Genomic DNA, 25,158 nt, shown 5'->3' with positions numbered 1-25,158 from the left:
CCATGCCCGCCGCGTTCGACACCGTGATCGTCGGGGCAGGCAATGCCGGGGTCTCCCTGGCGGCCCGCCTCAGGCGCGATGGCGTGGGCGGCATCGCGCTCATCGACCCCAGCCCGGTGCACCGCTACCGGCCGATGCTGAACTACGCCGCAGCCGGGCAGGCACGCATGTCCCGCTACGAGCGGGCCATGGCGACCGTGGTCCCGGACGGGGTCGAACTCGTGCCGCACGCGGCCACCCGCGTCGATCCCGACGCCCGGACCGTCACCCTCGACAGCGGCGCGTCCGTCAGCTACCGCGACCTGGTGTTGTGCCCCGGTCTCACCCCGCACTGGGAGGAGATTCCGGGACTGCAGGAGGCCTACGTCGACGGCTGGGCGGTGTCCGCCCACGTGCCCGAGTACGCCGGTCGGGCATGTGCCGCCCTCGTGCGTGAACGTGAGGGCACCGTGGTGTTCTCGGTTCCGCCCGAGCCGGCATCCTGCGGCGGGACGGTGCTCAAGGCGATGTTCCTGGCGTGCGACCGGTGGCGGCGCGCCGAGGTGCTCGACCGGATCGACGTGCACCTGGTGACACCGTTCGGGGGGCTGCTCGGCCTGGAGAAGATCGACGCCCGACTGCAGCCGTTCATCGAGGACTACGGCATCACGGTGCACGCGAACACACGGGTGACCGCCGTGGACCACGCCGCCCGGACCGTCTCGCTCGACGGCCCCGCCCCGGTGACTCTCGAGCACGTCAACCTCGCCTACGTCACCCCGGACAGCCGCGCCCCGCGATTCGTCGCGGACTCTGGCCTGGCGACGGGCGACGCCGCCACACTCGTCGAGGTGGATCCCCGCACCCTGCGCCACACTCGCCACGAGACGGTGTGGGGACTGGGGGACGCCGCGACCGTGGACACCCGCCCGTCCGGTGGCGCGTTGCGCGACCAGGTCGCGGTGGTGGCCGACAACCTGCGCGCCGCCCGCGACGGTGGGCCGCTGGAGGAGTACGACGGCTACACGGTCATCCCCGTGGCCGTGAGCAGGGGCCGACTGGTGCTCGACGAGCACGACCGGGACGGTCGGGCGGCCCCGTCGGTGCCGGGGATCGACCTCTCCGCCCCGCGGCGGATGACGTACGCGTTCGACCGGTTCGTCCAGCCTGTCGTGTACTTCCGCAAGCTCCTACGCGGACGCGTCTGACCCGGCGGGCGACTCGTGCGGCCCGACCCCGGCACGCAGGGCCGCCTCCGTCATGTCGTACAGGTGCGCGACCACGGTCTCGAACTCGGTGTTGACCACGGTGCTGTGCACGTCCCGCCGGTCCTCGTAGACCGCGAGCGCGCCCGTGAACATCTGCACGGCGAGGTCGATCCGCTCGAAGGCCACGCGCCGGGGCAGATGCGACATGGCGTCGATCAGGCGGACCACCACATCGTCGGTGGCCGTGCGGAGGCGCACCTCGGGTGCGCCGGGTCCCATCACGGGCCCCACCCGCTGCAGGAACCGGGCGTAGTGGGTGGCGTCGGGCGAGGCCCGCAGCAGATCGACGATCGGTTCGAACAACACCCGCACGAGAGCCGCGAGGTCGGTGCCCAGGCCCTGCTCGTCGATCTCCGCCAACCGCCGCCGACGATCGACGTCGAGGGCGGTCAGCCGGCGCCGCAGCACCTGCAGGATGAGACCGTCGCGGCTGCCGAAGTGGTACTGCACCGCGGAGTTGTTGCGTTGCCCGGCGGCGGTGGCGACGTCGCGCATCGAGACCCGGTCCAGGCCATGCTCCCTGATCAGCTGCTCGGCGATCTCGAGCATCGCAGTCTTGGCGTCCCTCGCCTGGGCGGCCCCGTCGACCGTGGCCTCACTCGTCGGGTCCATCGGGCCCCTCTCCTCCGCCTGGATAGAACACGTGCCCGTACCACCGCCGGACCGGGCCGGTCGGCGTCGATCAGATCTTGGCCGCTCCGGGGCTCCACTTGCGGCCGGCGGCCTCGCCCAGCTGGTTGAAGCTCAACACCGTGAGGAACAGGACTATGGCGGGGATCCCCACCAGTCCGGGGTACCTCTCGAAATCGGACTGACCGGCGCTGATCATGTTGCCCCACGTCGGTTCGGGCCGAGGAATGCTCAGCCCCAGGTAGCTCAGCGAGGCCTCCGCGACGATCAGCACAGCCACGAGCATGAAACTGTAGGACAGCACCGGCGCCACGATGTTGGGGGCCACCTCACGCAGCATGATGCGGGTCTCGCCCGCACCGAGCGACCGGGCGGCGGTGACGAATTCGCGGCCCGCGAAGCTCATTGCGTTGGCGCGGACGAGCCGTGCGTACGACGGCACCACCATGATCCCCAGCGCCAGGGTGACGTTCAGCAGGGTCGGCTCGAGGACCGTGACGATCGCGATGAGCAGGATGAGCGACGGGAACGCCAGCAGGACGTCGCTGATGATGGAGACGATCCGGTCGGCCCAGCCGCCCTTGTATCCGGCCACCAGGCCCAGCGCGCCGCCGATGAGGGCGCCGATGACGACACCGCCGATGCCCACCACGATGGAGACGCGGGCGCCGTAGAGCAGGCCGCCGAGGATGTCGAGGCCCTGACGGTCGGTGCCCAGGGGATGCGCCGTGAGCAGATCCGGTGGAAGCAGGGATCGGGTCGTCAGCGCGAACTGCGGGTCGCGCGCCTCGGCCAGCGGCAGGAAGTCGACGATCAACGCGCCGAGAACGATGAGGGCGGTCCACCCGAGGGCGAGCAGGGTGCCGACCGCGGAGAGCTTCGGCAGGCGCAGCTTGCGCCGGGCGGGCGCCTCCGCGGCGATGGTCGCGGTGGCGGTCGAGGCGACGGTCACTGTGGAGTCGCCGGCTGTGGTCGAGTCGCCGGTCGTGGTCGAGTCGCCGGTCGTGGCGACGGTGGAACGGGTGGGGTCGTTGTCAGCCACGGCGGATCCTCGGGTCGATGAGTGCATAGGTGACGTCGACGGTCATGTTGACCACGACGTAGAAGACGGCGATGACGATCACGCCGCCGAGCACCACGGGCAGATTGTCGTTCTGGACGGCGTCGACGATCATGCTGCCCATACCGGGCAGGTTGAACAGCCGCTCGACGACCACCGTCCCGCCGATGAGGCGACCGAGGCTGATGCCGGCGAGGGTGATGATCGAGACCGTCGACGGCCGCAGGGCCTCCTTGACCAGGACGTGGCCGGTCGGCATGCCCTTCGCGCGCGAGGACAGGACGAAGTCCTGCTGCAGGGTCGAGATCATGTCGGTCCGCAGGACGCGGGTGAAGATCGCGACCTCCATCAGCGCGAGGGTGAGCGCGGGCAGCATGATGCTGCGCAGGTTCTCCCCCAGCCCCTCGGCCAGCGGCGCGTAGCCCTGGCGGGGGAACTCGGGCAGGAACAGTGCGATCACGGCGATCACCCCGCCCACCGCGAGACCGGCGATGAGGGACCGGCCCCAGGTGACGCCGGGTGCCCCGCGCCCGCCCCGACGGCCCAGCGGCGACAGCGCCACCACCAGCCCGATCACGACGGCCGCGCCGAGGATGAGCTGCTGCGCGAAGGAGTGGTTGAACACCAGCAGGTAGATCAGCAGCAGGCCGGCCACGAAGCTGGGCACCGAGATGAACGCGAACGCGACGACCGAGGCGACCTGGTCGAACACCCCACCACGGCGGTAGGCCGACCACACCGCCACCGGGACCGCGATCGCCAGCGACAGGATGATCGACAGGAATGCCAGCTGGATGGTGACCGGCAGCGCGTTGCCGATCATCTCGGTGACCGGCTGGTTGGGCGGGATGAGCGAGTTGCCCAGGTCAGCGGAGGCCATGCTGCCGACCCATTCCGCGAACCGGGTGGTGACCGGGTCGTCGAGACCCAGTTCCTCCCGGGCTGCCTGGTATTGCTCCGCGGTCGCGCCCGGCCCCACGGCGGATGCCGCGGAGTCGCCGGGAACGGCCTCCATCAGGAAGAACGCGCCGATGGTTGCGAGTACGACGACGACGACCGCGTGCAGAGCGCGTTCGCCAATGAACCTGAGCACGTGGGGAGACCCCTTCGTTTGAGTCACCGCCTGAGGCGGCTTCTTAATCACCTTGACGTGGACACCCTATGCCGTGATACTCATCACAGCAACACGTTCTAAGCAGTTGTCTTAGATCCCCGTCCGAGACACCAACCCCAGGAGGCAGCCATCGCCGCCGCAGCACCCAGCGGACACGGGCCTTCGGACCCCGACCTGCTGCTCGAGGTCCGCGACCTGCGCACCCACATCGACACCCCCGACGGTCGCATCACGCCCGTCGACGGGGTGAACATCTCCCTGCGCCGGGGCGAGACGATCGGCATCGTGGGCGAGTCCGGCTCGGGCAAGTCGATGCTCGTGCGGTCGATCATGGGCATCGCGCCGACCACCGCCCGCGTCGATCAGGGCTCCACGGTCCGCTTCGACGGCCGGGATGTCCTGTCCCTGTCCCAGCGCGAGGCGCAGAAGTTCTGGGGCCGCGAGATCGCCATGGTGTTCCAGGACCCGCTGACCTCGCTCAACCCGATCCGGACCATCGGCCGCCAGATCACCGACCCGCTGCGCCACCACCTGGGACTGAGCCGCCGCGAGGCCACCGATCACGCGGTCGAGCTGCTGACCCGGGTGCGCATCCCCTCACCGCGCGCCAGGCTCTCCGAGTACCCACACCAGCTCTCCGGCGGCATGCGCCAGCGGGTCGGCATCGCGATCGCCCTGTCCTGCTCGCCCAAGCTCCTCATCGCCGACGAGCCCACGACCGCGCTCGACGTGACCGTGCAGCACGAGATCCTCGACCTGCTGCACGGGCTGCAGGCCGACTCGGACATGGCGATGATCCTCGTCAGCCACGACCTCGCGGTGGTCTCGCAGCACACCGACAGGATCGGGGTCATGTACGCCGGCCGGTTCCTCGAAGTGGGCGACACCCGGGCCCTCCTCGACGAGCCCGCACACCCGTACACCGGGGCGCTGCTGGACTCGATCCCGCGCCCCGACCTGCCGCCGCACACCCGACTCACCGTGATCGAGGGACGCCCGCCGAACCTGCGGGAGATGCCCGCCGGCTGCCGGTTCGCACCCCGCTGCCCGCGTGTGGCCGACGACTGCCTCGCCGTGGACCCGCCGCTCGAGGACCTGGCGACGGCACCCGACGCGACACCGCGGTTCGCCATCCACCGCGCCGCGTGCCATCACCCGCTCATCCCCGCCACTTCCAGCACCACCAGCGAGGCATCATGACCGTCCCCTCCCCCCACCTCACCGGTTCGGCCGAGCCGGAGAACGCGGGCCCTGCGGCGGATGCCGACCTCGTCGTCGACGAGCACGGAGCCGGCAAACTCGTCGTCGACCACGTGACCGTCGAGTACCACACCCGCAAGGGCACGGTCCACGCCGTCACGGACGTCTCCCTCACGGTCCCCCGCGGCTCCACCCTGGCCCTGGTCGGCGAGTCCGGCTGCGGCAAGTCCAGCCTCGGCCGGGCGATGCTGCAGCTGCCCCGACCCTCGTCCGGGCGCGTCATGGTGGACGACACCGACCTGTGCTCGCTGTCCGGGGCGGCCCTGACCCGGGCCCGCAAGATGATCCAGATGGTCTTCCAGGACCCCGTGTCCTCCCTCAATCCGCGCCGCAGGGTCCGCGACATCGTGGCCGAGGGACTCGAGATCCAGGGCGTCGATGGTGGACGCGAGGAGATCCGTCGCCGCGTCGACGCCGCCCTCGAGGCGGTCGGACTCGACCCCGAGCACGCCGGCGGCCGCCGCCCGTCGGAGTTCTCCGGCGGGCAGTGCCAGCGCATCGCCCTGGCCCGCGCACTCGTCCTGGAGCCCGAGGTGCTCGTGTGCGACGAGCCGGTCTCGGCCCTCGACGTCTCCGTGCAGGCGCAGATCCTCAACCTGCTCGAGGAGATGAAGGAGCGCTACCGCCTGACGATGGTCTTCATCTCCCACGACCTGTCGGTGGTGCACAACATCGCCGACCGCGTGGCGGTGATGTACCTCGGCACCGTCTGCGAGGTCGCCGACACCGAGTCGCTGTACCGGGCCCCGGCCCACCCGTACACCATGCTCCTCATCTCGTCCGCGCCCACGCTCGGCGGCACGCTCGCCGACACGCTCGGCGAGGACGCCATCACCGCGACCAGCTCCGAGCTGCCCTCGCCCCTGAACCCCCCGTCCGGATGCAGATTCCGAACCCGGTGCCCACTGGCCACCGACATCTGCGCCACCGAACGTCCCCCGTTGATCGACATCGCACCCGGCCACCAGGTCGCGTGCCACCACCCTCTCCAGGAGAATCGATGAAGCGCACCACCAGCGCCATGGCCGTCCTCGCGGCCGCCGCCCTGACCCTGTCCGCCTGCGGCGGCGGGGAGGAGTCCACCTCCGCCTCCGGCGGCGCCGAGGGCCAGGCCCCCGACCAGTCCGAGCGGTGCACCGAGGACCGTGCCGGCGGCGAGATCACCGTGGGCGAGTTCTCCATGCTCCCGTCCTTCGCGCCGGGCCAGGGCCAGTACGGCGTCCGCGGCGGCGCACAGTCGGCGGCCGTCTACGACCGCCTCATGGTGTGGAACCCCGAGGCCGAGGAGTTCGAGCCCAAGCTCGCCGAGTCCCTCGAGGCCAACGACGACAACACCGTGTGGACCCTCACGCTCCGCGACGACGTCACCTTCTCCAACGGCGACCCGCTCACCGCGGACGACGTCGCGTTCACCGTCGGCCTGCACAAGGACCCCGCCACCCGGTCCGTCGCGATGACCGAGGCCATGCAGATCTCCGACGTCCGCGTGGTGGACCCGCTCACCGTCGAGTTCACACTCGGCGACCCGTGGGCCGGCTTCCCCATCACGCTCGCCGGCACCGTCGGCGAGGTCATCCCCCAGGACGCCTACGAGGCCGCCGACCCGCAGGAGTGGGCCCGTAACCCGATCGGCGCCGGCGCGTACACCGTCTCCAACTTCATCCCCGACCAGGAGACCGTCCTCGAGCCCAACCCGGACTACTACGGCGGCCCCGTCTGCCCGACCCTCAAGTTCATCCGCATCCCCGGCTCCCAGGGCACCTACGACGCGTTCCAGACCGGCGAGCTCCAGGTGGGCTTCCTGCGCGGCGCCAAGTTCCTGAACATGGCCACGTCCGACGACGTCAAGGGCTTCGAGGAGATCATCAGCTCCGGCTCGGTGATCAACATGAACTCCGGCAAGGCCGGCTACGACGGCATCCTCACCGACGTCCGCGCCCGTCAGGCCGTCGCCGCCGCCATGGACCGCGACCTGTGGAACCAGCGACTCTACGACGGCGAGGGCCAGCCGACCTCCGCCCTGGTCGCCGAGTCCTCCCGCCTGTACGACGGCCAGGAGGGCCCGGCGTACGACGTCGAGCGCGCGAAGTCGCTCGTGGAGGAGCTCAAGGCAGACCGCCCCGACTGGGACGGCTCGCTGCGGATGCTCATCTCCGACGGCCCCGAGAACATCGAGGCCGGCGTCGTCGCCAAGGCGCTGCTGGACGCGGCCGGCTTCAACGTCCAGATCGACAACGCCCCCGTCTCCCAGGTCACCGCGCGTCAGTTCACCGGTGACTACGAGATCGTGATCGGTGGCCTGGCCACCTCGGACGCCGACCCGGCGGCCGCGTTCGCCAGCGGCATGCTCCCGAACGGCGCGACCAACCTCACGGGCATCGACAACGCCGAGCTCACCGCCGCGGTCAACGAGCTCAAGGCTGCCGCCGACCTCGACGCCCAGAAGGAGGCGATGACCCGACTGCAGGAGGTCTTCAACGAGGTGCAGCCGTTCACCGTGATGGCCGACGCCGAGCAGTACGTGGCCGTCTCCGACACGGTCGGCGGACTCACCCCGACCCTGTCCTCGACCGTCCTGTACGACGGGGCCTTCGTGAAGGAGTGATCACTCCCCCGCGGCCCTGACGGGCCGTCCCCGCACCACACCGACGTGCCCCGGGCTCCCGCCCACCGGCGAGAGCCCGGGGCACTTCTGTGCCGGAAACACCTATGAACGGTGGGCCGACCGGCCCGCCGCCCCTCACGATCAGGAGAACAGATGACCCGCGCCACCAGCGCCCTGGCCGTCCTCGCCGCGACCACCCTCGCGCTCACCGCATGCGGAGGCGGCGGAGCCGATTCCACCGCCTCGGCCTCCGGCGCCACCGCCCCGGACCAGTCCGAGCGCTGCACCGCCGACCGCGTCGGCGGCACCATCACCATGGGCGAGTACGCGATGCTCCCCTCGTTCGCGCCCGGCCAGGGCCAGTTCGGCGTCCGCGGGGCCACCGAGTCCGCGGCCGTCTACGACCGACTCATGCGGTGGAACCCCGAGGCCGCCGAGTTCGAGCCCAAGCTGGCCGAGTCGCTCGAGGCGAATGACGACAACACCATGTGGACGCTCACGCTCCGCGACGGCGTCACCTTCTCCAACGGCGATCCGCTCACCGCCGAGGACGTCGCGTTCACGATCGACCTCCACAAGGACCCGAAGACCGTCTCCAACGCGATGACCGACGCGATGCAGGTCGAGCAGGCCCGCGTGGTGGACCCGCTGACCGTCGAGTTCACGCTCACCGAGCCGTGGGCCGGCTTCCCGATCCTGCTGGCCGGGACCGCGGGCGAGGTGATCCCCAAGGACGCCTACGAGGCCGCGGACCCCGCCCAGTGGGCCCGCAATCCGATCGGTGCCGGCGCGTTCACGGTCTCCGAGTACATCCCGGACCAGGAGCTGGTGCTGGAACCCAACCCGGACTACTACGGCGGTCCCGTCTGCCCCACCCTCGAGTTCATCCGCATCCCCGGCTCCCAGGGCACGTACGAGGCGTTCCAGACCGGCGAGGTCCAGGTCGGGTTCCTGCGTGGCGCCAAGACCGTCACCGCCGCCCAGGACGCCGGCGACCGGGGCTTCGAGACCATCACCAGCGCCGGCTCCATCGTCAACCTCAACGCCGGTAACGCCGGGTACGACGGCGTCCTCACCGACGAGCGGGCCCGTCAGGCGTTCGCCATGGCGCTCGACCGGGAGCTCATCGACCAGCGCCTCACCGGCGGCCTCGGCCAGCCCACGTCCGCCATCATCGCGGAGTCCTCACGCTTCTACGACGGCCAGCAGGGCCCCCAGTTCGACGTCGAGCAGGCCACCGCCCTCATCGACGAGGTCAAGGCCGACCGTCCGGACTGGAACGGCGAGCTCACCCTGCTCGTGGCGGACAGCCCGGAGAACATGGAGTCCGGCGTGGCCGTCAAGGCGCTGCTCGACGCGGCCGGCTTCACCGTCACCATCCAGAGCCAGCCGGTCGCGCAGGTCGTGGCCCGCCAGTTCACCGGCGACTACGAGGCCGTCATCGGCGGTCTGTCCCCCTCGGACGCCGACCCGGCCTCCACCTTCGCCAGCGCCATGACCCCCGGTGGCTCACTCAACATCCCGGGCGTCGACGACCCCGAGCTCACGAAGGCCGTGACCGCGTTCAAGGCCGCCGCCGACCTCGAGGCGCAGAAGGCCGCGGCGACCGACCTGCAGGAGGTCTACAACCGGGTCGTGCCGTTCGCGGTGATGGCCAATGCGCAGGAGTACGTGGTGGTCGACGACTCCGTCAAGGGCGTCTCGCCGAGCCTGTACTCCACGATGTTCTTCGACGGGGCGTTCGTCCAGGAGTGATCGCGCGGCCCGCCCGCCTCTCGAACGCCGACGGCCCCGGATCCCGGAGACATCTCCACGGGATCCGGGGCCGTCGGCTGTCCGGGGTGGGGCGAGGCGGGGTGGGCCGGGCGGGCCAGGCGGACAGCAGCCTCGCCGCTCACAGCCGCGCCGCTCACAGCCGCGCCCCAACGTGGCGTCTCGCGCGCACCGCGGGGTGGGCGAGACGCCACGGCCAGGAGCGGCTGGTGAGATCCCGTGCATTTCCGGGAGCGAGACGCCATGCCAGGGGGCGGCTGCGCCGAAATGGGCGCACTTCGGCGAGCGCGAGAAGCCAACACCGACCGCGAGACGCCAGGCGCGGAGCCCAGGAGCCCAGGAGCCCAGGAGGCCCGGACGCGGGCCAGCTCAGGCCACTCGTCTGGCCGGGCCCGTCACCACCCGTCGTACCCCGGCGCCACGGTGGCCCACGGCGCGGCCGCCTCGAGCTGCCCCGACAGCCGCAGCAGCAGGTCCTCGCGCCCGTAGTCGGCGACCAGCTGCAGGCCCACGGGCAACCCGCGGTCGTCCGCGGCCAGCGGCAGGGAGATGGCCGGCTGCCCGGAGAGGTTGAACATGCTCGTGCACACCGAGAACGCCGAGGACCGCGTCCACATCGCCTCCGGGTCGGTCGGGTCGAGGTAACCCAGCTCCGGGGTGGTGGAGGGCAGCGTCGGCAGCATCAGCACGTCCACGCCACCTGGCCCGAACAGTTCCGCCACGCGCCAGCCGGTCCGGGTGGCGGTCTGCAGGGCCCGCGCGACGTCGGGGGCCGAGTGGGTCATGGCGTTATCGAGGATCACCCGGGTCCAGGGCTCGATGTCGTCGTCGTCGAGGTCTCTTCCCAGTGCGGCGAGGCGCGCGTCGATGGTCGCCCGCAGCTGGGCGCCCATGATGGCGCCGACGGCTGACATCCCCTCCAGCACGTCGACGTCCAACTCCACCTCGCGCACGTCGTGGCCGAGCCCGGCGAGCAGCTCGGCGGTGTGATCGACCGCGGCGCTGCAGGCGGGGTCGGTGGGGAACGGTCCGGGCGCGACGCGCAGCAGCCCGATGCGCAGGCGGCCGGGGTCGGCGCCGACCTCCTCGAGGAACGGGCGCGGTGGGGTGGGCGCACCGTAGGAGTCGCCGGGGCGGTGGCCGGCGACGGCGTCGAGCAGCGCGGCGCTGTCGCGGACGGTGGTGGTCAGGGCGTGGTGGTAGGACAGTGGCGACGAGAGGGCGTCGGGGTGCGGCCACGTCGGTACGCGCCCGCGGCTGGGCTTGAGGCCTACCAGGCCGCACATCGCGGCGGGGATGCGGATGGAGCCGCCGCCGTCGGTGCCGTGCGCGACCGGCACCATGCCCGAGGCGACGGCCGCCGCCGACCCGCCGCTCGACCCGCCCGTCGAGTACCCGGTGTCCCAGGGGTTGCGGCACGGGCCGTGCAGCAGCGATTCGGTGGTGGTGGACTTGCCCATCTCGGGCACGTTGGTCGTGCCGAGCACCACCATCCCGGCCGCCTTGTAGCGCTGTACGACGGTGCTGTCGACGTCTGCGACGACGTCGGCGAGCAGCCGGGAGCCGTCGGCGGCGGGCAGTCCGGCGACGTCGGTGCCGAGCGCCTTGATGACGATCGGCACCCCGCGCAGCGGGCCGTCGGGCAGGCCGGCCTCCACCTCGGCGCGCGCGGCGTCGAACCGGGTGGAGACCATCGCGTTGAGCTCCGGGTCGAGCCGCTCGATACGGGCGATCGCGGTCTCGAGCACCTCGGCGGCGCTGGTGGCACCGGCGCTGATGTCGGCGGCCAGGGCGAGCGCGTCGCGGGTCGGGGTGGGGGTGTCGGTCACGGGGTGGCCTCTCGTGGGCGTGGGGATGGTGGGATGACGGGGGACAGTGATGATGGTGACGACGACGGTGACGACGACGACGGTGACGACGACGAGGTCAGCCCCAGCGGGACTGGCCGCCGTCCAACGGGATGGTCGCACCGCTCAGATACGAGGCCTCGCCGGAGCACAGCCAGGCGACCGGGCGGCCGATGTCGGCGAGGGGGTCGCCCACCCGGCCGGCGGGGATGCCGGCGACGAACTCGGCGGCCTCCTCCGGGTTGTTCTCCATCCACCAGTCGAGCCCGGGGCTGTGGGCGTGCGGGGCAACGTTGAGCGCGCGGATGCCCTCGGCTGCCCACTCGTAGGCGGCGGCGCGGGTGAGGGCGCGGACGGCTTCCTTCACCGCGGAGTAGATGCCGTAGTTGGCGGCGTCCCAGCGCACGGCGGCGGAGGTGACGAGGTTGATGATCGTGCCGCCTCCGCGCTTCGCCATCTCGGGCCGGGCGAGCTTCATCAGGGTCAGCGAGACGCGGGGGCCGCCCTCGAAGGCCTTGCGGAAGTCGTCGTCGGGGTAGTCGGACAGCGGCAGGGGCATGGCCATGTTGGCGTTGTTGACGAGGATGTCCACCCCGCCGAGGCGCTCTACGGCTGTGGCGATGATCTGTTCCGGTGCACCGTCGGTGACGATGTCGGCGGCGAGGCACTCGGCGGTGCCGCCGGCGGAGCGGATCTCCTCGGCGACGCGTTCGAGCTTGTGCATCTTGCGACCGACCAGCAGGACCGCCGCGCCGGATTCGGCGAGGCCGAGCGAGATGCCGCGGCCGACGCCCTGTCCTCCGCCCGTGACGATCGCGACCTTGCCGGCCAAGCGGTTGTCGCGGTCGGCGCCGGGCCGTGCGGCCGCGCCCGGCTGGTCGGTGCCCGCCCCGGGCGTGTTCTGGGTGTTCTCGGTCATGGGGTCCTCCGTGGTTGATCGGGATCTCGGTGGGCGGCGATCACGCCGTGATGATGGTGACGAGGCCGGCGACCACCACGAGGGCGATCACCGACGAGCGGAACACGTGGGTCGGCAGGCGTGTGGCGATCGCGATGCCGAGCTGGTTGAACGCCACTCCGACGACGACGCAGGCCGCGAGCATGGGCGTCAGTTCCCGCAGGTCGACGTCCGTGCCCGCCCACAACAGCGCCAGGGACACGATGCTGGTGACGACGAAGTAACCGGCGAGGTCGGCGATGAAGCTCAGTGGGGGCAGCCTGGCGCGGCTGAGCAGCAGCACCACGGGCGGCCCGTTGAGTGAGGTGGTGGTGGAGAAGTAGCCGCCGATAGCGCCTGTGACCGCGGTGAGCCGGGCCGACGGCGGGCGCGCCACGCGTGCGGTCGGAAGTGCCATGGCCAGCCCACACAGGATGGTGATGACCCCCGCCGCCGGTTTGAGGTGCTCTTCGGGCAGCATGCTCACGGTCTGCACGCCCAGCCAGGCGCCCGGGAGACTCGCCCCGCCGAGGATGGCGACGCGTCGCCACTCGATGTGCTGGCGGAGTTGGTAGGTGACACCCACCCTCGTCACCAGCGCCACCACGAGATTGACCACGACCGTCTCGGTCAGGCCGATGCCCGCCATGAGCATGAACGGGGTCGCCATGAGCGACGTGCCGAATCCGGTCATCCCTCCTATGACCGAGGCCACTGCCACGCACACGGCCGCGACCCAGATCAACTCCATGACGGTCCGTCCGACCTCCTACCGGTGCCCGGTGCTGCTAGTCGGCGCTCGACGGTGCGAGGTGGTTGTCGTTGAGCTGGAAGCTGGGCACGTCCTTGAGGTTGATCATCGCCTCGTAGGTGCGCTTGTAGCCGGTCTTCGTGATCATCCAGCGCCCGTCGATGCGGGCGTAGGTGTCGGAGTAGAACGCGCTGCCGAAGATCATCGTGTCGAAGGCGGGCACGATCACCCGGTCCTGCAGGTACCAGCGGCCGGTGGCGGTGTCGCCGTCGACCTCGATCTCCGGGTGGTGGGCCTGGTGCTCGGTGATGACGTCGTTCGTCATCTGACCCTGCAGTCCGGTGACCACCTCGTCGCGGCCGGTGTAGGACAGGCGCTTACCGTAGGACGCGGTGACGTCGGGCGCGAGCGTCTGGGCGAGCTCGTCCCACAGCCGCAGGTCGACGCAGCGGAGGTAGCGGTACTTGAGTGACTTGATGGCGTCGATGTCGTCGCGGCGGTCGGGAGTGCTCATCGCGGGCCTTTCGCAGAGGGTCGGGGCGCGCGTGTCGCGCGCACAGCAGCGACTGTAGTCAATTGTGTACAGTTCGGGAATGGAAACCGGGAAGAATGCCGTCGGAGGCGCGCCAGGCGCCCCGAACGGGGACGGCAGCCGTGGCGACGACGACAACGCGGGCAGCCCGTACCCCACACGCCCGACCGGCCGCGACGAGGTCCGCTCGGCGGTCATGCGGGAGGCCCGCAGGTTGCTGTCCGATCGCGGTCCGAACGTCCCGCTGCGCGATATCGCCGACGCGGCGCAGGTCAATCTCGGCCTGATCCACCGGCACATCGGGCGCAAGGACGCGCTGCTCACCGAGGTGATGCAGGATGCGGTGCGTTACGGTGCCGCCCGCCTGGAGGACCTCGACGACGCCGGTGAGGCCGCGCGCGGGATGCTGCTCGGAGCCTCGTCGCACCCGGAGATCAGCCGGCTGCTCGCGTGGCTGGCCCTGGACCGCGAGGCGGCGTTCCCGCCGATGCTCGACCCGTCGCAGCGTCCGGCGGCCGCGTTGCGGCGGATGACCTCTCCCCCGCCCGCCGGCGACGTCGAGCTGCTGCTGGTCTTCACCGCCGTGTACGCCTGGCCCGTGCTCCGGGGCGCGCTGCTCGACGCGCTGGACATCCCCGAGGCCGATCGCGAGGGCATCGACGAGCGGCTGGCGGATCTGCTGGCCCGCGTCATCACCGGCGACCGCTGAGGCCCCCGCCCGGCCCCTCAGCGGTCGGCAGGCCCGTCGGGTGTGGCGTACTCGGCGGGGGCGGCGTGCTCGGCGGCGAGTGCCGGTTCGGTCGGCCCCTGGTCGAGGCGGAACGGCGGGTACTCGTCGCGCAGGAGCAGGACGTACGATGCGACCCGGTAGACCCAGCGGTTGAGGCCGACGTTCAGTGCGAACAGGCCCGGCAGGTAGCGCCCGGTGAACAGCAGGCCGATCGCGGCGATCAGCACCAGGAGCCCCAGCAGGGTGAAGCCGGCGCTGGTGCCGTCATTGTCGGTCGAGGCGTCGACGGCCACCGCGCCACTGCCGGTGATGATGCCGACGATCAGCAGGTGCGGGATCACCAGTAGCCACCACTTGACCAGCACGAGACCCCGCGACAGACGTTCGGGGTAGACGACGTCCAGATCGGCGGGGTAGTCCGCTCGACCCAGCGCGAAGGGCGGATACCGGTCGGTGCCCAGGGCGGCGTAGGCGTAGAAGCCGACCCGCCAGTGCCAGCGCATCGCGCCCACGATGAAGGAGAACCACGAGCGCGGGTAGCGGCCGGTGAACAGGATCGCCAGGCCCGCCGCCACCGTGACCACGACCGCGGCGAAGCCCAGGATCGCCAGCACGATGTAGTGCGGAATGGCCAGCGCCCACTTGATCAGCCACAGTGCGCGGGAGACGCCCGGGTCCAGATGGCCGGTCAGCCGCAGCGGATCGGGGCCGGTCAACCGGCCGGTGACATCAGCGCCCGAGACGGCCGAGACGCCCGGGACGCCCGCGGTTCGGCGTTCGACGTCGCGCCCCAGCCCGGCGGCGCCGAGCAGGATCAGCGGGATCCCCAGCACCAGACCGACGATCCCGGCGATCAGCGTGGCCGGGTTCGCGAATCCGAACAATTCGGTGTGGGCCCCCGCCTGCACGTCCACCCACACCGGGCGGCTGCCGTCGCTGTTCATCACGACGATCGCCCAGTTCCCGGACCGGAGGTCCACATTGAGGGTCTGCTGGGTGGAGCCGGTGACGGAACGCTCCCAGAACCGCTCGTCGGCGGGAGGGCCCGGCACCCGCGTCCCGGGGACCTCGTCGACATCGCCGTTCTCATCCGAGCGGGTCGACCAGTCCGTCGCGTCCATGCCGTAGCCGTCGGCCCACGGGTCGGTGCCGAACACGGCGTGGGGCACATCCCGGAGATACTCGTCGACGGCATCGGCGGGCGCCATGCCGAGGAACACCCGTTGTCCCGGGACGACGGGGGTGGCGCGGACCCGGACGCTGATCAGGTCCTCGAGATCGAACGCACCCGAGGAGGCAGCCTGGTCCTCGTCCAGGTTGAGGGTGAACGGGGCCGTGATGATCGCGTTGCCGACCGAGCGGAACTGCTCGGTCTGGGTGTACGCGTACCGCCCGTCCCGCTGCGAGGCCTCGGCGACGGCGAGAAAGATGCCCGCAGCGCTCAGCGTCAGGCCCAGCGCCGTGAGCAGCACGCCGGCGACGAGCATGATCCAGTTGAGTGGACGGGTCCCCTGCCCGGATCTGGGCGTGGCCGTCGAGCCGGGGTTCGGATCGGAGTGGGACGGAGCGGGTTGCGGAGCACCCATAGCGGTTCCTCAGGAGTAGGTGTCACGACACTCGTCTGGATCGACGACGCCGTCGTAAAGATGACTATATCGTTATATTCGCAGTGTAACTGCGTCGATTGTGTGTTGATTTCCCGTCCGGCCTCGACCCCCTCCGCCGCACCCGGCGGTGGCCTAGGGTGACGGGGTGATCCGCCGCCTCGTCTCCCGCGCCTTCTGGTTCTTCAGCCGTTGGGAGTTGTCGACCCGACCGGCTCCGGATCGACCCACGGTGCTCTTGGGCGCACCGCACACGTCCAACTGGGATTTCGTGTTCATGCTCGGTATCGCCTGGCGACTGGGCATCGACATGCACTGGCTCGGCAAGGCCAGCCTCTTCACCGGGTGGCGCGGGCCGATCATGCGGGCGCTCGGTGGGGTTCCGGTCGATCGGGCGAACCCCGCCCGGGTCGTCGAGGACGTGGTCGGGCAGGTCCACGCGGGCGAGACGTTCGGCCTGGTCGTCGCCCCGGACGGCACCCGCGGCGGGCACACGCACTGGAAGTCGGGTTTCTACCGGATCGCCCGCGAGACCGGCATGCCGGTGACGTTGGGCTACGTCGATCGCAGCACCATGACGACCGGGCTGGGCCCGACGATCGATCTGACCGGCGACGTGGCCGCGGACATGGACCGGATCCGCGCCTTCTACGCGGACAAGGCCGGGTTCCATCCCTCAAAGCGGGTCGAGCCCCGTCTGGTCGACGAGCGCCGGGCGGCGGGCACGGATGCCGAGTTGCCGCAGGAGCAGCTCGACTGACGTCCGGACTGCTGTCGGGTTCCCGGCCGCGCTCGTCGGTGCGGGATACTGGCTCCATGGACGGCCTGCGCGTGACTCCGGGGCCCGGCGCGCCCCGTGGCCTCACAGTGCCGGCGGGAGACCTGGTCGAGCGCTTCTCGAGGTCGTCGGGCCCCGGCGGCCAGCACGTCAATACCGCCGATTCGCGCGTGCAGCTGAGCATCGACCTGGGCACCACGACGGCGTTGGACGAGGTCCAGCGCGAACGGGCCCTGCGCACCCTCGCCCCGAAACTGTCCGGCACGGTCCTCACCGTCAGCGTCGAGGAGAACAGGTCGCAGCGGCGCAACCGGGCGACGGCACGCCAGCGCCTCGGAGAGCTGTTGCGTGACGCGGTGGCGCCGCCGGTCGCCAGGCGTGCGACCCGACCCACTCGAGGTTCGCAGCGGCGACGTGTCCAGCATGAACGCCGCCGGGCCGAGATCAAGCGCAACCGCAGACGCCCCGACCACGACTGATGCCCGGTCGCAGGTCAGGCCAGGCCCGTCGCGGGGAGCGAGACGAACCCCCGGGTGAACGGCGAGAGCGCCCGAACCGCCGAGTCCCGGTCGACCCCCACCGTCGGGTGCGCGGCGTAGAGCTCCTCCACCGCGATTCGGGCCTGCAGCCGCGCGAAGTGCGAGCCGATGCAGAAGTGCGGGCCGCGGGCGAACCCGAGGTGCCCGCTGATCTCGCGCGTGATGTCGAGCTGCCCGGCGGTCGGACCGAACTCGCGCTCGTCGCGGTTGGCCGAGCCGTAGAGCATCATCACCTTCTCCCCCGCCGGGATCGTCGTCCCGCCGACGGTCACCTCGCGGGTGGTCGTCCGCGCGAGCGCCTGCACGCTCGACTCGAAGCGCAGGCACTCCGAGAGCGCGCCGGGGATCAGCCCGGGGTCGGCCGCGAGCAACTCCCGCTGCCGCGGATGGGAGTCGAGCAGCGCGACGGTGTGCGAGATGAGGTTGCCGGTGGTGTCGTTGCCGCCGGCGACGATGACGAAGCAGAAGCCGAGGATGTCCCAGTCGTCCAGCCGCTCGCCCTCGATCTCGGCCTGAGCCAGAGCGGAGATGAGATCGTCACCCGGGTGGGCCCTCCGCTCGGCGATGAGTTCACCGAAGTAGGCGAACATCTCCGCCACCGCGTCCACCGCCCCGCCCTCGAGACCGGCCGGGCGGAATCCCTCCTCCTGCAGGGTCGTCAGCGCACTGACCCACGGGCCGAACAGCGGGCGGTCCGCTGTCGGCAGGTCGAACAGGTGGGCCAGCACGAACGTTGGGACCTGCGCACTGAAGTCGCGGTGGAGATCGACCACCTCGTCGTCGTCGTACCTCTCGGCCATCTCCGCAAGCCGCCCACGGACGAAGTCGCGGATCCGCGGCTCGGTGGCGGCGACGCGCTTCGGGGAGAACGCCTTGGCCAGCAGCCGCCGCTTCCCGGAGTGCTCGGGCGGGTCCATCATGACGATGGTCGGGGCCAGCCCCAGTTTCTCGATCTCGTCGCGGTAGAAGGTCAGCCCGCTGGCGGAGGAGAAGGTCCCGGGATCGCACACGGCGGCGTCGACGTCGGCGTAGCGGGACAGCGCCCAGAAGTCGGGGTGGGCGGTGGTGCCGTCGCCGCGGTGATGGTGCACCGGATCGGTCTCGCGCAGCAGCCGGTAGCCCGGGTAGGGGTCGGCGAGGTGCGCGGGGTCGAACGGGTCGAACATGGGGGCTGTCGCCGGCTGCTGGGTCATGGCGGGCTGAGGCATGGCGCGCGGGGTCATGGCGCCATTTAACACGGACTGTTAAACAATGGGAAGGGCCCCTCTAGACTCGAGCGCGTGCCCCGCCCCGTTAGCCCACGCTCCACCACCCCGCGCTCCACCACCCCACGCGCCACGGCCACCCGCGACGCTCTCTACCTAGCCGGACTGCGCCGCTTCGCCTCGGACGGCTGGCGGACGGCACGGGTCCGCGACATCGTCGCCGATGCCGGCCAGGGCAACGACTCCGCGATCAACTACCACTTCGGCGGCCGCGCGGGACTGCTCCGGGAGGTCCTGGACCGCGGCGTCCTGCGGATGGAGGCCGAGCGACGCGCGGACCTGCGAACGTGGGTGTCGTCGCCGCCCGACCTCGCCGAGATCGTGCGGGCGGTGGTGTCCCCGTTGGCGGACCTGTTAGACGACGACGAGGGCCGCTGGACGCTCCGGGTGATCGGCCAGCTGGGAGCACTCGCGGAGGTGGGCCGGACGGTCAACACCGGACCGGTCGCGGACACCGCACTGCAGGATCAGCTGGAGATGCTGGTCGCGGCCGCGACGGCGGCGTGCGGCCCGGACCTGGCCCGCCACCGGGTCCGGCAGTTCATCGTCATGCTCACCGCCGAACTCGCGGCGCGGGCCTGCGATCCGCCGGAGGTCGGTCCCCCGCACGGCACCTATGTGGCGGACCTGATCGACGGGTTCGCGCGAGGGCTCGCGCGGCCTGCGCCCCGCCGCTGAAGGACACCTCCGAGCCCCCCACCAGGCGTTATATCGTCTTGATCTCAGACCTTGCGCCACCGGGCGGGGTCAGTAGCGTGGGGGTATGAGCACTTCCGAGATGATCACGTCCCATCCGAATCCGACCGACGGCCTCGACGTGGACCTGCTCGCCGAGGCCATCGACGCGGCCGCGTCCTGCGCCACCACCTGCACGTCGTGCGCCGACGCGTGCCTCGCCGAGGAGTCCGTCGCCGACCTGCGCGACTGCATCCGCACCGACCTCGACTGCGCGGATGTCTGCGCCGCCACCGCCGCCCTGCTCAGCCGCCGGACCGGCAGCAACCTCGAGGTCGTCAAGGCGCATCTGACGGCGTGCCGGACGGCCTGCGCCGCCTGCGCCGACGACTGCGAGCAGCACGCCGAGATGCACGAGCACTGCAAGCACTGCGCCCAGGCCTGCCGCCGCTGCGAGAAGGCCTGCGCCGACCTGCTCGCCGCGATCGGCTGAGCTCACGATCAGCTGGGCTCACGATCGACCGGGCCTCCGCTCGGCGAGCCGCCGGTGGGCACGCGCCGCCGGCTGCCAGGTGGACCGTCAGCTGCGAGTGGTGACCTGTTCGGGCGAGAGGTCCAGGCGGCGGAGCAGCTGCGCGTTGACCGCCACCACCACCGTCGACAGCGACATGAGGATCGCGCCGACCGACATCGGCATGATGATGCCCACCGGCGCCAGCACACCCGCGGCCAGCGGGATGGCCACGAGGTTGTAGCCCCCCGCCCACCACAGGTTCTGGAGCATCTTGCGGTAGGTGGCATCCGAGAGCGCCGCCACCGAGACCACCGAGCGCGGGTCGTCGGAGGCGAGCACCACGCCCGCGGAGGCGATGGCGACGTCGGTGCCGGCGCCGATCGCGATCCCCACGTCCGCCTGCGCCAGCGCGGGCGCGTCATTGACGCCGTCGCCGACCATGGCCACCCGTCGGCCCTCATCCTGCAGACGCCGCACGGTGGCGGCCTTGTCCTCGGGCCGGACGCCCGCGAAGTAGCGGTCGATGCCCAACTCCTCGGAGACGGAGGCGGCCACGGCATCGGCGTCGCCGGTGATCATCTGCACCTCCACGTCGCGGTCGTGCAGTGCGGCGACCGCCGCCCGGGACTCGTCGCGCACCTCGTCGACCAGCCTCAGCGCGCCGACGACACCTCCGTCGACCAGCACGTGCAAGATGGTCGCGCCCTGAGTGCGCCAGTCCCCTACCGTGCCCGCGAGCTCGTCCAGCTCGGCCAGTCCCTCCTGCTCCAGCAGATACGGCCCGCCGACCTGGACCAGTCGGCCGTCGACGCGGGCCTGCACGCCCACGGCCGGCGACGAGCTGAAGTCCGTGGCGGCGGGCACCTCGAGGTCGTGCTCGTTTGACGAGGCGACGACCGCCCGTGCGAGCGGATGCTCTGAGTCCGACTCGGCGGCCGCGGCCAGGCGCATCACGTCATCGGGGGCCCAGCCCTCGGCAACCTCGACGCCCGTCACCGCCGGTGCGCCCTTGGTCAGCGTCCCGGTCTTGTCGAACAGCACCACGTCGATCGTGCGCATGCCCTCCAGCGCCAGGCGGTCGGTGATGAGCACGCCGCCGCGGGCCGCGCGTTCGGTGGCGATCGACACGACCAGCGGGATCGCCAGCCCCAGCGCGTGGGGGCACGCGATCACCAGCACGGTGATGACCCGCGCGACGATCTGGTCGGCCGGGCCCACGAACCACCAGACCAGCGCGGTGATCACCGCCGCGCCGAGGGCGTACCAGAACAACAACGCCGCGGCCCGGTCGGCGATCCGCTGCGCCCGCGACGAGGAGTTCTGCGCATCGTCCACGAGTCGGCGGATGCCCGCGAGAGTGGTGTCGTCCCCGACCGCCGTCACCCGCATGCGCACACCCGAGTCGGTCGCGACCGTTCCCGCCACCACCTGCTCACCCTCGCCCCGGCGGACCGTGCGGGACTCGCCAGTGATCATCGACTCGTCCATGCTCGCCGAGCCCCGGGTGATCACGCCATCCGCGGGGATGGCGTCACCGGGGCGGATGATCACCTCGTCGTCGTACCTCAACTCCTCCGGTGAGACCTCCTCTACGCGGTCACCCACCACGCGCTCGGCCCGGTCCGGGAGGAGGGAGGCCAGGGAGTCGAGCGCGGACCCGGTCTGGGCGAGCGAGCGCATCTCCACCCAGTGCCCGAGCAGCATGATCACCACGAGCAACGCGAGCTCCCACCAGAACTCGAGCTCGGGGTCCAGCAGTCCCAGCGTCGCGCCCCACGAGGCGAGGAACGCCACCGTGATGCCGAGGCTGATCAGCAGCATCATGCCGGGTTGCCGCTCGCGGAGCTCGTCCGCGCCGCCGGTGAGGAACGGGCGGCCGCCCCACACGTACATGACCGTGCCCAGAACCGGCGCGACCCACAGGCCCCAGCCCGAGACCTCGTAACCGAGCAGGTGGCCGAACATCGGGGAGAACGCGACCGTCGGGATGCCGAGCGCCAGCATGATCCAGAACAGGTGGGCGTACAGCTGGACGTGGTGGGAGTGGTCGTGGCCGGCGTGGTCGTGGCTGGCGTGGTCGTCGTCCCCACCAGGCGCGGGGTGGTCGGCGTGACCGTGGTGGGCCTGCTCCCGCTCCGGATCGGCGGGCTCCGCAGAGTGGTGTCCGTGGCTCATCGGCTGTGGTCCTCCCGTGCTCGCTGCTCCCCCGACCGTGTCACGAACCCACGGGCACTTCCACTCCCACCGGCTCCCCACCCGGGTGGCCGGTTCGACGCGCCTTCGGTGTGCGCTCTCAACCGCCCCGGCGCCGGGCCACCCGCCCACCGCGCGCCCCGCCGCCACTAGACCGGCAGTCATTTCCGTTCTGCCAGTCCACGGGACACTCCACGGAGACGGATGAAGTAACGCTTACCAAATGTTCGACGATGTTACTGCTGGGAGAAGGGGTGGTGAGTGTCTCCCGGAGTCGCACGCAGCCGATCCGCGGCGGTGCCTTGCCCAGGGGGACACGATGGTCGGTTTCAGGCGGTCCAGGCACAGAGATCTTCCGGCTGCCGGCGACGGCGCCCCCGACCCGGAGACCCCCGGCCCGGCGCAGGCCCTCAGAACGGGCTCCCACCTGGGGATCGGCTGGGCGGTGCTGGGGGTCGCGATCGTCCTCGGACTGTTCTTCCTCGTGCCGTTCGGTCTGGAGAGGTCCTCCGCGGTCGTCCCGACCACCTCCGCCGACCCCGTCCCGCAGACTCCGGGCCCGCAGACCTGGGTACTGTCGTCGACCGTCGTCATCCCGCGCCCGGCCACCGGCGATGCCGAGCCCGGTCCCGACCTCGATGACGCCGCCATCAATGGCGACACCGGCGATGACTCGGTGTCCATGATCATCCGAATCCCCGTCGCCGCTCCGACCGCCGGGCCGGGGACCGTCGCGCCGACCGCCACGCAGCACTCCGCCGCGCCGTCGACCACGGCACTGCTGCCGTCCACGACCACTCCCGCGACCGTCTCGACGTGTCCACAGTCCACTGCTTCGGGGCTCGCGCCGCGGCTCGCCGAGAAGCTGGGTGGAGAGCTCGGTTCGACCTCCGGCACCGGCGGGGACTGCACGGGCTGACCAGCGGCGGCCTGACCGGCGGCGGCCTGCCCTGGCTGCGGCGGCCTAGAGCCCGTACTCGATCAGCGGCTTGCCCTGGGCGTCGACGAGCACGGTCAGCCCGCCCCCGCTCCCACCGGCCGAGCGCCACAGGTAGCAGACGCCGGTGCGGGTGTCGCGCAGGATCTCCGCGGTCCCGCCGAACCCCATCGACTCGGAATGGATCTTCTCGAACCGCTTGTCCTTTTTCGCCATGCGCCCATCGTGGCACCGGCGGGGTGTGCCGGACAAAGGTACGACGACGACGAGGTCATCCCGCCCCGGGATCCGATTCAGGAGTCGATGTGGCGGAACAGTCCGCGGGTGGCCTCGGCGACAGCCCGGTCCGGAGCACGGAGTTCGAACGGGATGGCGGGGTGGGGCTCGTTGTCGCGGGTGCGCACCCGGGCCTCGGTGGTCTGCGGGCGTCTGCGACCGCCGATCAGGTGAACGGCGACGACCATTCCCGCGAACACCATGACGGTGAACAGGGCGGGCAGCATCCAGGTGGTGCGGGACATCAGTGCGGCTCCGGCGGCGAGTTCGGCGGATGCGACGGTGGCGTTCAACGACGACCCGATCGTCAGCAGTCCCGTCCCCACGGCGAGGGTCGCGGCGGTGAGGCCGAGGCCGGCGAGGGCGACCGTCGTGATCGTGCTGCGGCGACGTGCGGGGACCGTGCTCATGATGGATCTCCTGTCTGGGCGTCTATACAGGATTCGGAGGCCCCCGCATTCCGGATGGGTGGCGGACCGGAATGTTCCCGAGATTCACACTGCCGCCCCCCGGATCCGCACCGCGGCCCCTCAGGGTGACCCGGATTCGACCCTGAGATCGGCCCTGACCGGTGTCAACGGGGCGGTGTCGGGGGTTATGTTGGAGGGCGTCCCATCCCGCCAGCGACCCCTCGAATCGAGCCAGCATGAACGAGCAGTACGCGCGGCGACCGGACGGGCCGTGGTCCGAGGACTGGCTCGACCGGTCCGAGACGCCGGGGCAGGCCAACCCCACCGAGCAGTTCCCCACCGAGCGATTCCCCGCCGAGCAGTTCCCGCCCGCCGAGCAGCATGAACCCCAGCGCTACGAACCCCGGCGGTACGAACCCCAGCCGTACGCGCGACCGCCCGAACCGCTGGCCCACGAGGGTGGGTTCCCGTACGGCATGCCGCCCGCCGCACCCTACGGTCCGACCGCCCCGTATGGCCCCGGCCAGCAGTTCGGGTACGCCGATCAGTACATCCCGCAGCACCTGCACGTGGCGCCGCACCAGTTCCCACAGGGCCCCTACCCGCCCCAGTTCGGCTACCCGCCCATGCAGCAGACGGTGTACGTGCACGGCGGGCAGGTCAGGCGCGTCAACCACGCCCTGCACCTGATCCTCACGCTGCTGACCTTCGGGTTGTGGCTGCCGGTCTGGATCATCCTGGCGATCGCGGGTTCCTGACCGGCTCCCGCCTCAGCCGCCGGCCTGCCACCGCCCGGTGATGAGCGCGGTCAGCTCCTCGACCCACTCGTCGTCCAGCGCGGCATCAGGACTCACCAGCAGCCGGAAGATCGCCGCACCCGCGACGACCTCCGCCAGCACGGGCAGGTGGTCGTCGCCCCGGCGGGCCCGACCGAAGCGCGACTCGAACGCTGGCAGGTTGCCGGCGAGCCGGGCGATCATCCGGGCGTGCAGGTCGGGATCGGCCACGGTGTCGGCGATGAGGCCGGGCAGCGCGACGCGCACCTCGGGCCGGTCGAACAGCACGCGGACCGTCTCGACCAGCGCGCGGATGTCGGCCTGCGGATCCCCGACAGCGGCACCAGCCCCGCCGCCCACGCCGTCGGGTAACTCGAACGCCGGGATCACCTCCGCCTCGAGCACCGCCTCGTGGACGAGCTGCGCCTTGCTCGACCAGCGGCGATACAGCGCGGCGGTGGTCGTGCCTGCGCGCGCCGCGATCGCGGACAGCGTCAGCGCCGGGTAGCCCGTCTCCAGGACGAGCTCGCGGGTGGCGGCGATGATCGCGGCGTCGATCCGGCCGTCGCGCGGCCGCCCGGGCGCGGACTTCGCTGATCCGCCGCGCGCCGTGTCGCCGTCTGCTGTCATGGTCTCAGCCTAGTTCCGATACGCCGCACATCGTATTCCCGCCGCCGACGCGAGACCGCGAGACGCCGCCACCCA

Annotated in this window: 25 protein-coding genes; 12 read left to right on the top strand and 13 right to left on the bottom strand. The window is 71.2% G+C overall.

All coding sequences use genetic code 11. From position 1 onward, the window contains the following. Positions 1-2: 2 nt before the first annotated feature. On the top strand, positions 3-1,187 hold the full coding sequence (locus AC3DEV_RS01580) for an NAD(P)/FAD-dependent oxidoreductase (RefSeq protein ID WP_488371092.1): 1,185 nt from the start codon (positions 3-5) through the stop codon (positions 1,185-1,187). On the opposite strand, the gene AC3DEV_RS01575 is transcribed toward AC3DEV_RS01580, so the two are convergent. From AC3DEV_RS01575 to AC3DEV_RS01565, 3 genes are all read right to left on the bottom strand, one after another. After that, positions 1,170-1,859 (bottom strand): TetR/AcrR family transcriptional regulator, encoded by a 690-nt coding sequence (locus tag AC3DEV_RS01575; RefSeq protein WP_488371091.1) that lies wholly within the window; start codon positions 1,857-1,859, stop codon positions 1,170-1,172. The genes AC3DEV_RS01580 and AC3DEV_RS01575 overlap by 18 nt on opposite strands. 70 nt (positions 1,860-1,929) lie before the next feature. Further along, positions 1,930-2,919 carry an ABC transporter permease gene (locus AC3DEV_RS01570; protein ID WP_259822953.1) on the bottom strand — a complete coding sequence of 330 codons (990 nt, stop codon included), beginning with the start codon at positions 2,917-2,919 and terminating at the stop codon, positions 1,930-1,932. Beyond that, a complete protein-coding gene (locus tag AC3DEV_RS01565) occupies positions 2,912-4,030 on the bottom strand; it encodes an ABC transporter permease (RefSeq protein ID WP_120282963.1) in 1,119 nt (372 codons plus the stop codon). The genes AC3DEV_RS01570 and AC3DEV_RS01565 overlap by 8 nt, the downstream gene beginning before the upstream one ends. Before the next feature lie 267 nt (positions 4,031-4,297). Between AC3DEV_RS01565 and AC3DEV_RS01560 the strand changes: the two genes are divergently transcribed. From AC3DEV_RS01560 to AC3DEV_RS01545, 4 genes are all read left to right on the top strand, one after another. Further along, entirely contained in the window at positions 4,298-5,251 is a 954-nt protein-coding gene (locus AC3DEV_RS01560) for an ABC transporter ATP-binding protein (RefSeq protein ID WP_488371090.1), read from the top strand. Further along, complete coding sequence (locus AC3DEV_RS01555) at positions 5,248-6,315, top strand: ABC transporter ATP-binding protein (RefSeq protein ID WP_488371089.1); 1,068 nt, start codon at positions 5,248-5,250, stop codon at positions 6,313-6,315. Before AC3DEV_RS01560 ends, AC3DEV_RS01555 begins: the two co-directional genes overlap by 4 nt. Beyond that, positions 6,312-7,916 carry an ABC transporter substrate-binding protein gene (locus AC3DEV_RS01550; RefSeq protein ID WP_488371088.1) on the top strand — a complete coding sequence of 535 codons (1,605 nt, stop codon included), beginning with the start codon at positions 6,312-6,314 and terminating at the stop codon, positions 7,914-7,916. Before AC3DEV_RS01555 ends, AC3DEV_RS01550 begins: the two co-directional genes overlap by 4 nt. A gap of 153 nt (positions 7,917-8,069) precedes the next feature. Beyond that, the gene (locus tag AC3DEV_RS01545; protein ID WP_488371087.1) at positions 8,070-9,671 is read left to right on the top strand and encodes an ABC transporter substrate-binding protein; all 1,602 of its coding nucleotides are present in this window, start codon (positions 8,070-8,072) and stop codon (positions 9,669-9,671) included. 413 nt (positions 9,672-10,084) lie between these two features. Here the strand turns inward: AC3DEV_RS01545 and AC3DEV_RS01540 are convergent, their stop codons facing one another. The 4 genes from AC3DEV_RS01540 to AC3DEV_RS01525 are packed head-to-tail and all read right to left on the bottom strand — an operon-like array spanning position 10,085 to position 13,738. Beyond that, positions 10,085-11,659 (bottom strand): amidase, encoded by a 1,575-nt coding sequence (locus AC3DEV_RS01540; protein WP_488371086.1) that lies wholly within the window; start codon positions 11,657-11,659, stop codon positions 10,085-10,087. After that, entirely contained in the window at positions 11,616-12,455 is an 840-nt protein-coding gene (locus AC3DEV_RS01535; RefSeq protein WP_413956629.1) for an SDR family NAD(P)-dependent oxidoreductase, read from the bottom strand. Before AC3DEV_RS01535 ends, AC3DEV_RS01540 begins: the two co-directional genes overlap by 44 nt. A gap of 40 nt (positions 12,456-12,495) precedes the next feature. Next, the gene (locus tag AC3DEV_RS01530) at positions 12,496-13,224 is read right to left on the bottom strand and encodes a sulfite exporter TauE/SafE family protein (RefSeq protein ID WP_069388948.1); all 729 of its coding nucleotides are present in this window, start codon (positions 13,222-13,224) and stop codon (positions 12,496-12,498) included. Between the two features lie 37 nt (positions 13,225-13,261). Beyond that, complete coding sequence (locus AC3DEV_RS01525; RefSeq protein ID WP_120282974.1) at positions 13,262-13,738, bottom strand: nuclear transport factor 2 family protein; 477 nt, start codon at positions 13,736-13,738, stop codon at positions 13,262-13,264. A gap of 79 nt (positions 13,739-13,817) precedes the next feature. Here AC3DEV_RS01525 and AC3DEV_RS01520 point away from each other — a divergent pair, with 79 nt between their 5' ends. After that, positions 13,818-14,465 carry a TetR/AcrR family transcriptional regulator gene (locus AC3DEV_RS01520; RefSeq protein ID WP_488371085.1) on the top strand — a complete coding sequence of 216 codons (648 nt, stop codon included), beginning with the start codon at positions 13,818-13,820 and terminating at the stop codon, positions 14,463-14,465. 17 nt (positions 14,466-14,482) lie between these two features. Here the strand turns inward: AC3DEV_RS01520 and AC3DEV_RS01515 are convergent, their stop codons facing one another. Continuing rightward, positions 14,483-16,072 carry a DUF4389 domain-containing protein gene (locus AC3DEV_RS01515; RefSeq protein ID WP_488371084.1) on the bottom strand — a complete coding sequence of 530 codons (1,590 nt, stop codon included), beginning with the start codon at positions 16,070-16,072 and terminating at the stop codon, positions 14,483-14,485. A gap of 166 nt (positions 16,073-16,238) precedes the next feature. On the opposite strand from AC3DEV_RS01515, the gene AC3DEV_RS01510 reads away from it, so the two are divergent. Together AC3DEV_RS01510 and arfB are read left to right on the top strand one after the other, a co-directional pair. Then, positions 16,239-16,850, top strand: a complete 612-nt coding sequence (locus AC3DEV_RS01510; protein WP_154830529.1) for a 1-acyl-sn-glycerol-3-phosphate acyltransferase — start codon at positions 16,239-16,241, stop codon at positions 16,848-16,850. A gap of 56 nt (positions 16,851-16,906) precedes the next feature. Beyond that, a complete protein-coding gene (arfB, locus tag AC3DEV_RS01505) occupies positions 16,907-17,347 on the top strand; it encodes an alternative ribosome rescue aminoacyl-tRNA hydrolase ArfB (protein WP_488371083.1) in 441 nt (146 codons plus the stop codon). 14 nt (positions 17,348-17,361) lie between these two features. Here arfB and AC3DEV_RS01500 read toward each other — a convergent pair whose 3' ends face one another. Continuing rightward, the gene (locus AC3DEV_RS01500) at positions 17,362-18,630 is read right to left on the bottom strand and encodes a cytochrome P450 (protein WP_488371082.1); all 1,269 of its coding nucleotides are present in this window, start codon (positions 18,628-18,630) and stop codon (positions 17,362-17,364) included. Between the two features lie 57 nt (positions 18,631-18,687). Here AC3DEV_RS01500 and AC3DEV_RS01495 point away from each other — a divergent pair, with 57 nt between their 5' ends. Further along, positions 18,688-19,350 (top strand): TetR/AcrR family transcriptional regulator, encoded by a 663-nt coding sequence (locus AC3DEV_RS01495; RefSeq protein WP_488371081.1) that lies wholly within the window; start codon positions 18,688-18,690, stop codon positions 19,348-19,350. A gap of 85 nt (positions 19,351-19,435) precedes the next feature. After that, entirely contained in the window at positions 19,436-19,840 is a 405-nt protein-coding gene (locus AC3DEV_RS01490; protein WP_488371080.1) for a four-helix bundle copper-binding protein, read from the top strand. Between the two features lie 87 nt (positions 19,841-19,927). Here AC3DEV_RS01490 and AC3DEV_RS01485 read toward each other — a convergent pair whose 3' ends face one another. Continuing rightward, positions 19,928-22,036 carry a heavy metal translocating P-type ATPase gene (locus AC3DEV_RS01485; RefSeq protein ID WP_488371079.1) on the bottom strand — a complete coding sequence of 703 codons (2,109 nt, stop codon included), beginning with the start codon at positions 22,034-22,036 and terminating at the stop codon, positions 19,928-19,930. A 337-nt stretch (positions 22,037-22,373) separates the two neighbouring features. On the opposite strand from AC3DEV_RS01485, the gene AC3DEV_RS01480 reads away from it, so the two are divergent. Then, on the top strand, positions 22,374-22,973 hold the full coding sequence (locus AC3DEV_RS01480) for a hypothetical protein (protein WP_488371078.1): 600 nt from the start codon (positions 22,374-22,376) through the stop codon (positions 22,971-22,973). A 45-nt stretch (positions 22,974-23,018) separates the two neighbouring features. Here AC3DEV_RS01480 and AC3DEV_RS01475 read toward each other — a convergent pair whose 3' ends face one another. Both AC3DEV_RS01475 and AC3DEV_RS01470 read right to left on the bottom strand, forming a co-directional pair. Beyond that, entirely contained in the window at positions 23,019-23,207 is a 189-nt protein-coding gene (locus AC3DEV_RS01475) for a DUF6440 family protein (protein ID WP_067716403.1), read from the bottom strand. 77 nt (positions 23,208-23,284) lie between these two features. Next, entirely contained in the window at positions 23,285-23,677 is a 393-nt protein-coding gene (locus tag AC3DEV_RS01470) for a hypothetical protein (protein ID WP_341254702.1), read from the bottom strand. A gap of 236 nt (positions 23,678-23,913) precedes the next feature. Here AC3DEV_RS01470 and AC3DEV_RS01465 point away from each other — a divergent pair, with 236 nt between their 5' ends. Then, positions 23,914-24,435, top strand: a complete 522-nt coding sequence (locus tag AC3DEV_RS01465; RefSeq protein WP_488371077.1) for a hypothetical protein — start codon at positions 23,914-23,916, stop codon at positions 24,433-24,435. A gap of 12 nt (positions 24,436-24,447) precedes the next feature. Here the strand turns inward: AC3DEV_RS01465 and AC3DEV_RS01460 are convergent, their stop codons facing one another. Then, the gene (locus tag AC3DEV_RS01460; protein ID WP_488371076.1) at positions 24,448-25,083 is read right to left on the bottom strand and encodes a TetR/AcrR family transcriptional regulator; all 636 of its coding nucleotides are present in this window, start codon (positions 25,081-25,083) and stop codon (positions 24,448-24,450) included. Positions 25,084-25,158: the final 75 nt, after the last annotated feature.

Source organism: Dietzia sp. IBK-p2-15D, from assembly GCF_057773105.1.
The sequence above is the reverse complement of the archived record's forward strand: the minus strand, read 5'-3'. Positions and strand labels throughout refer to the sequence as shown.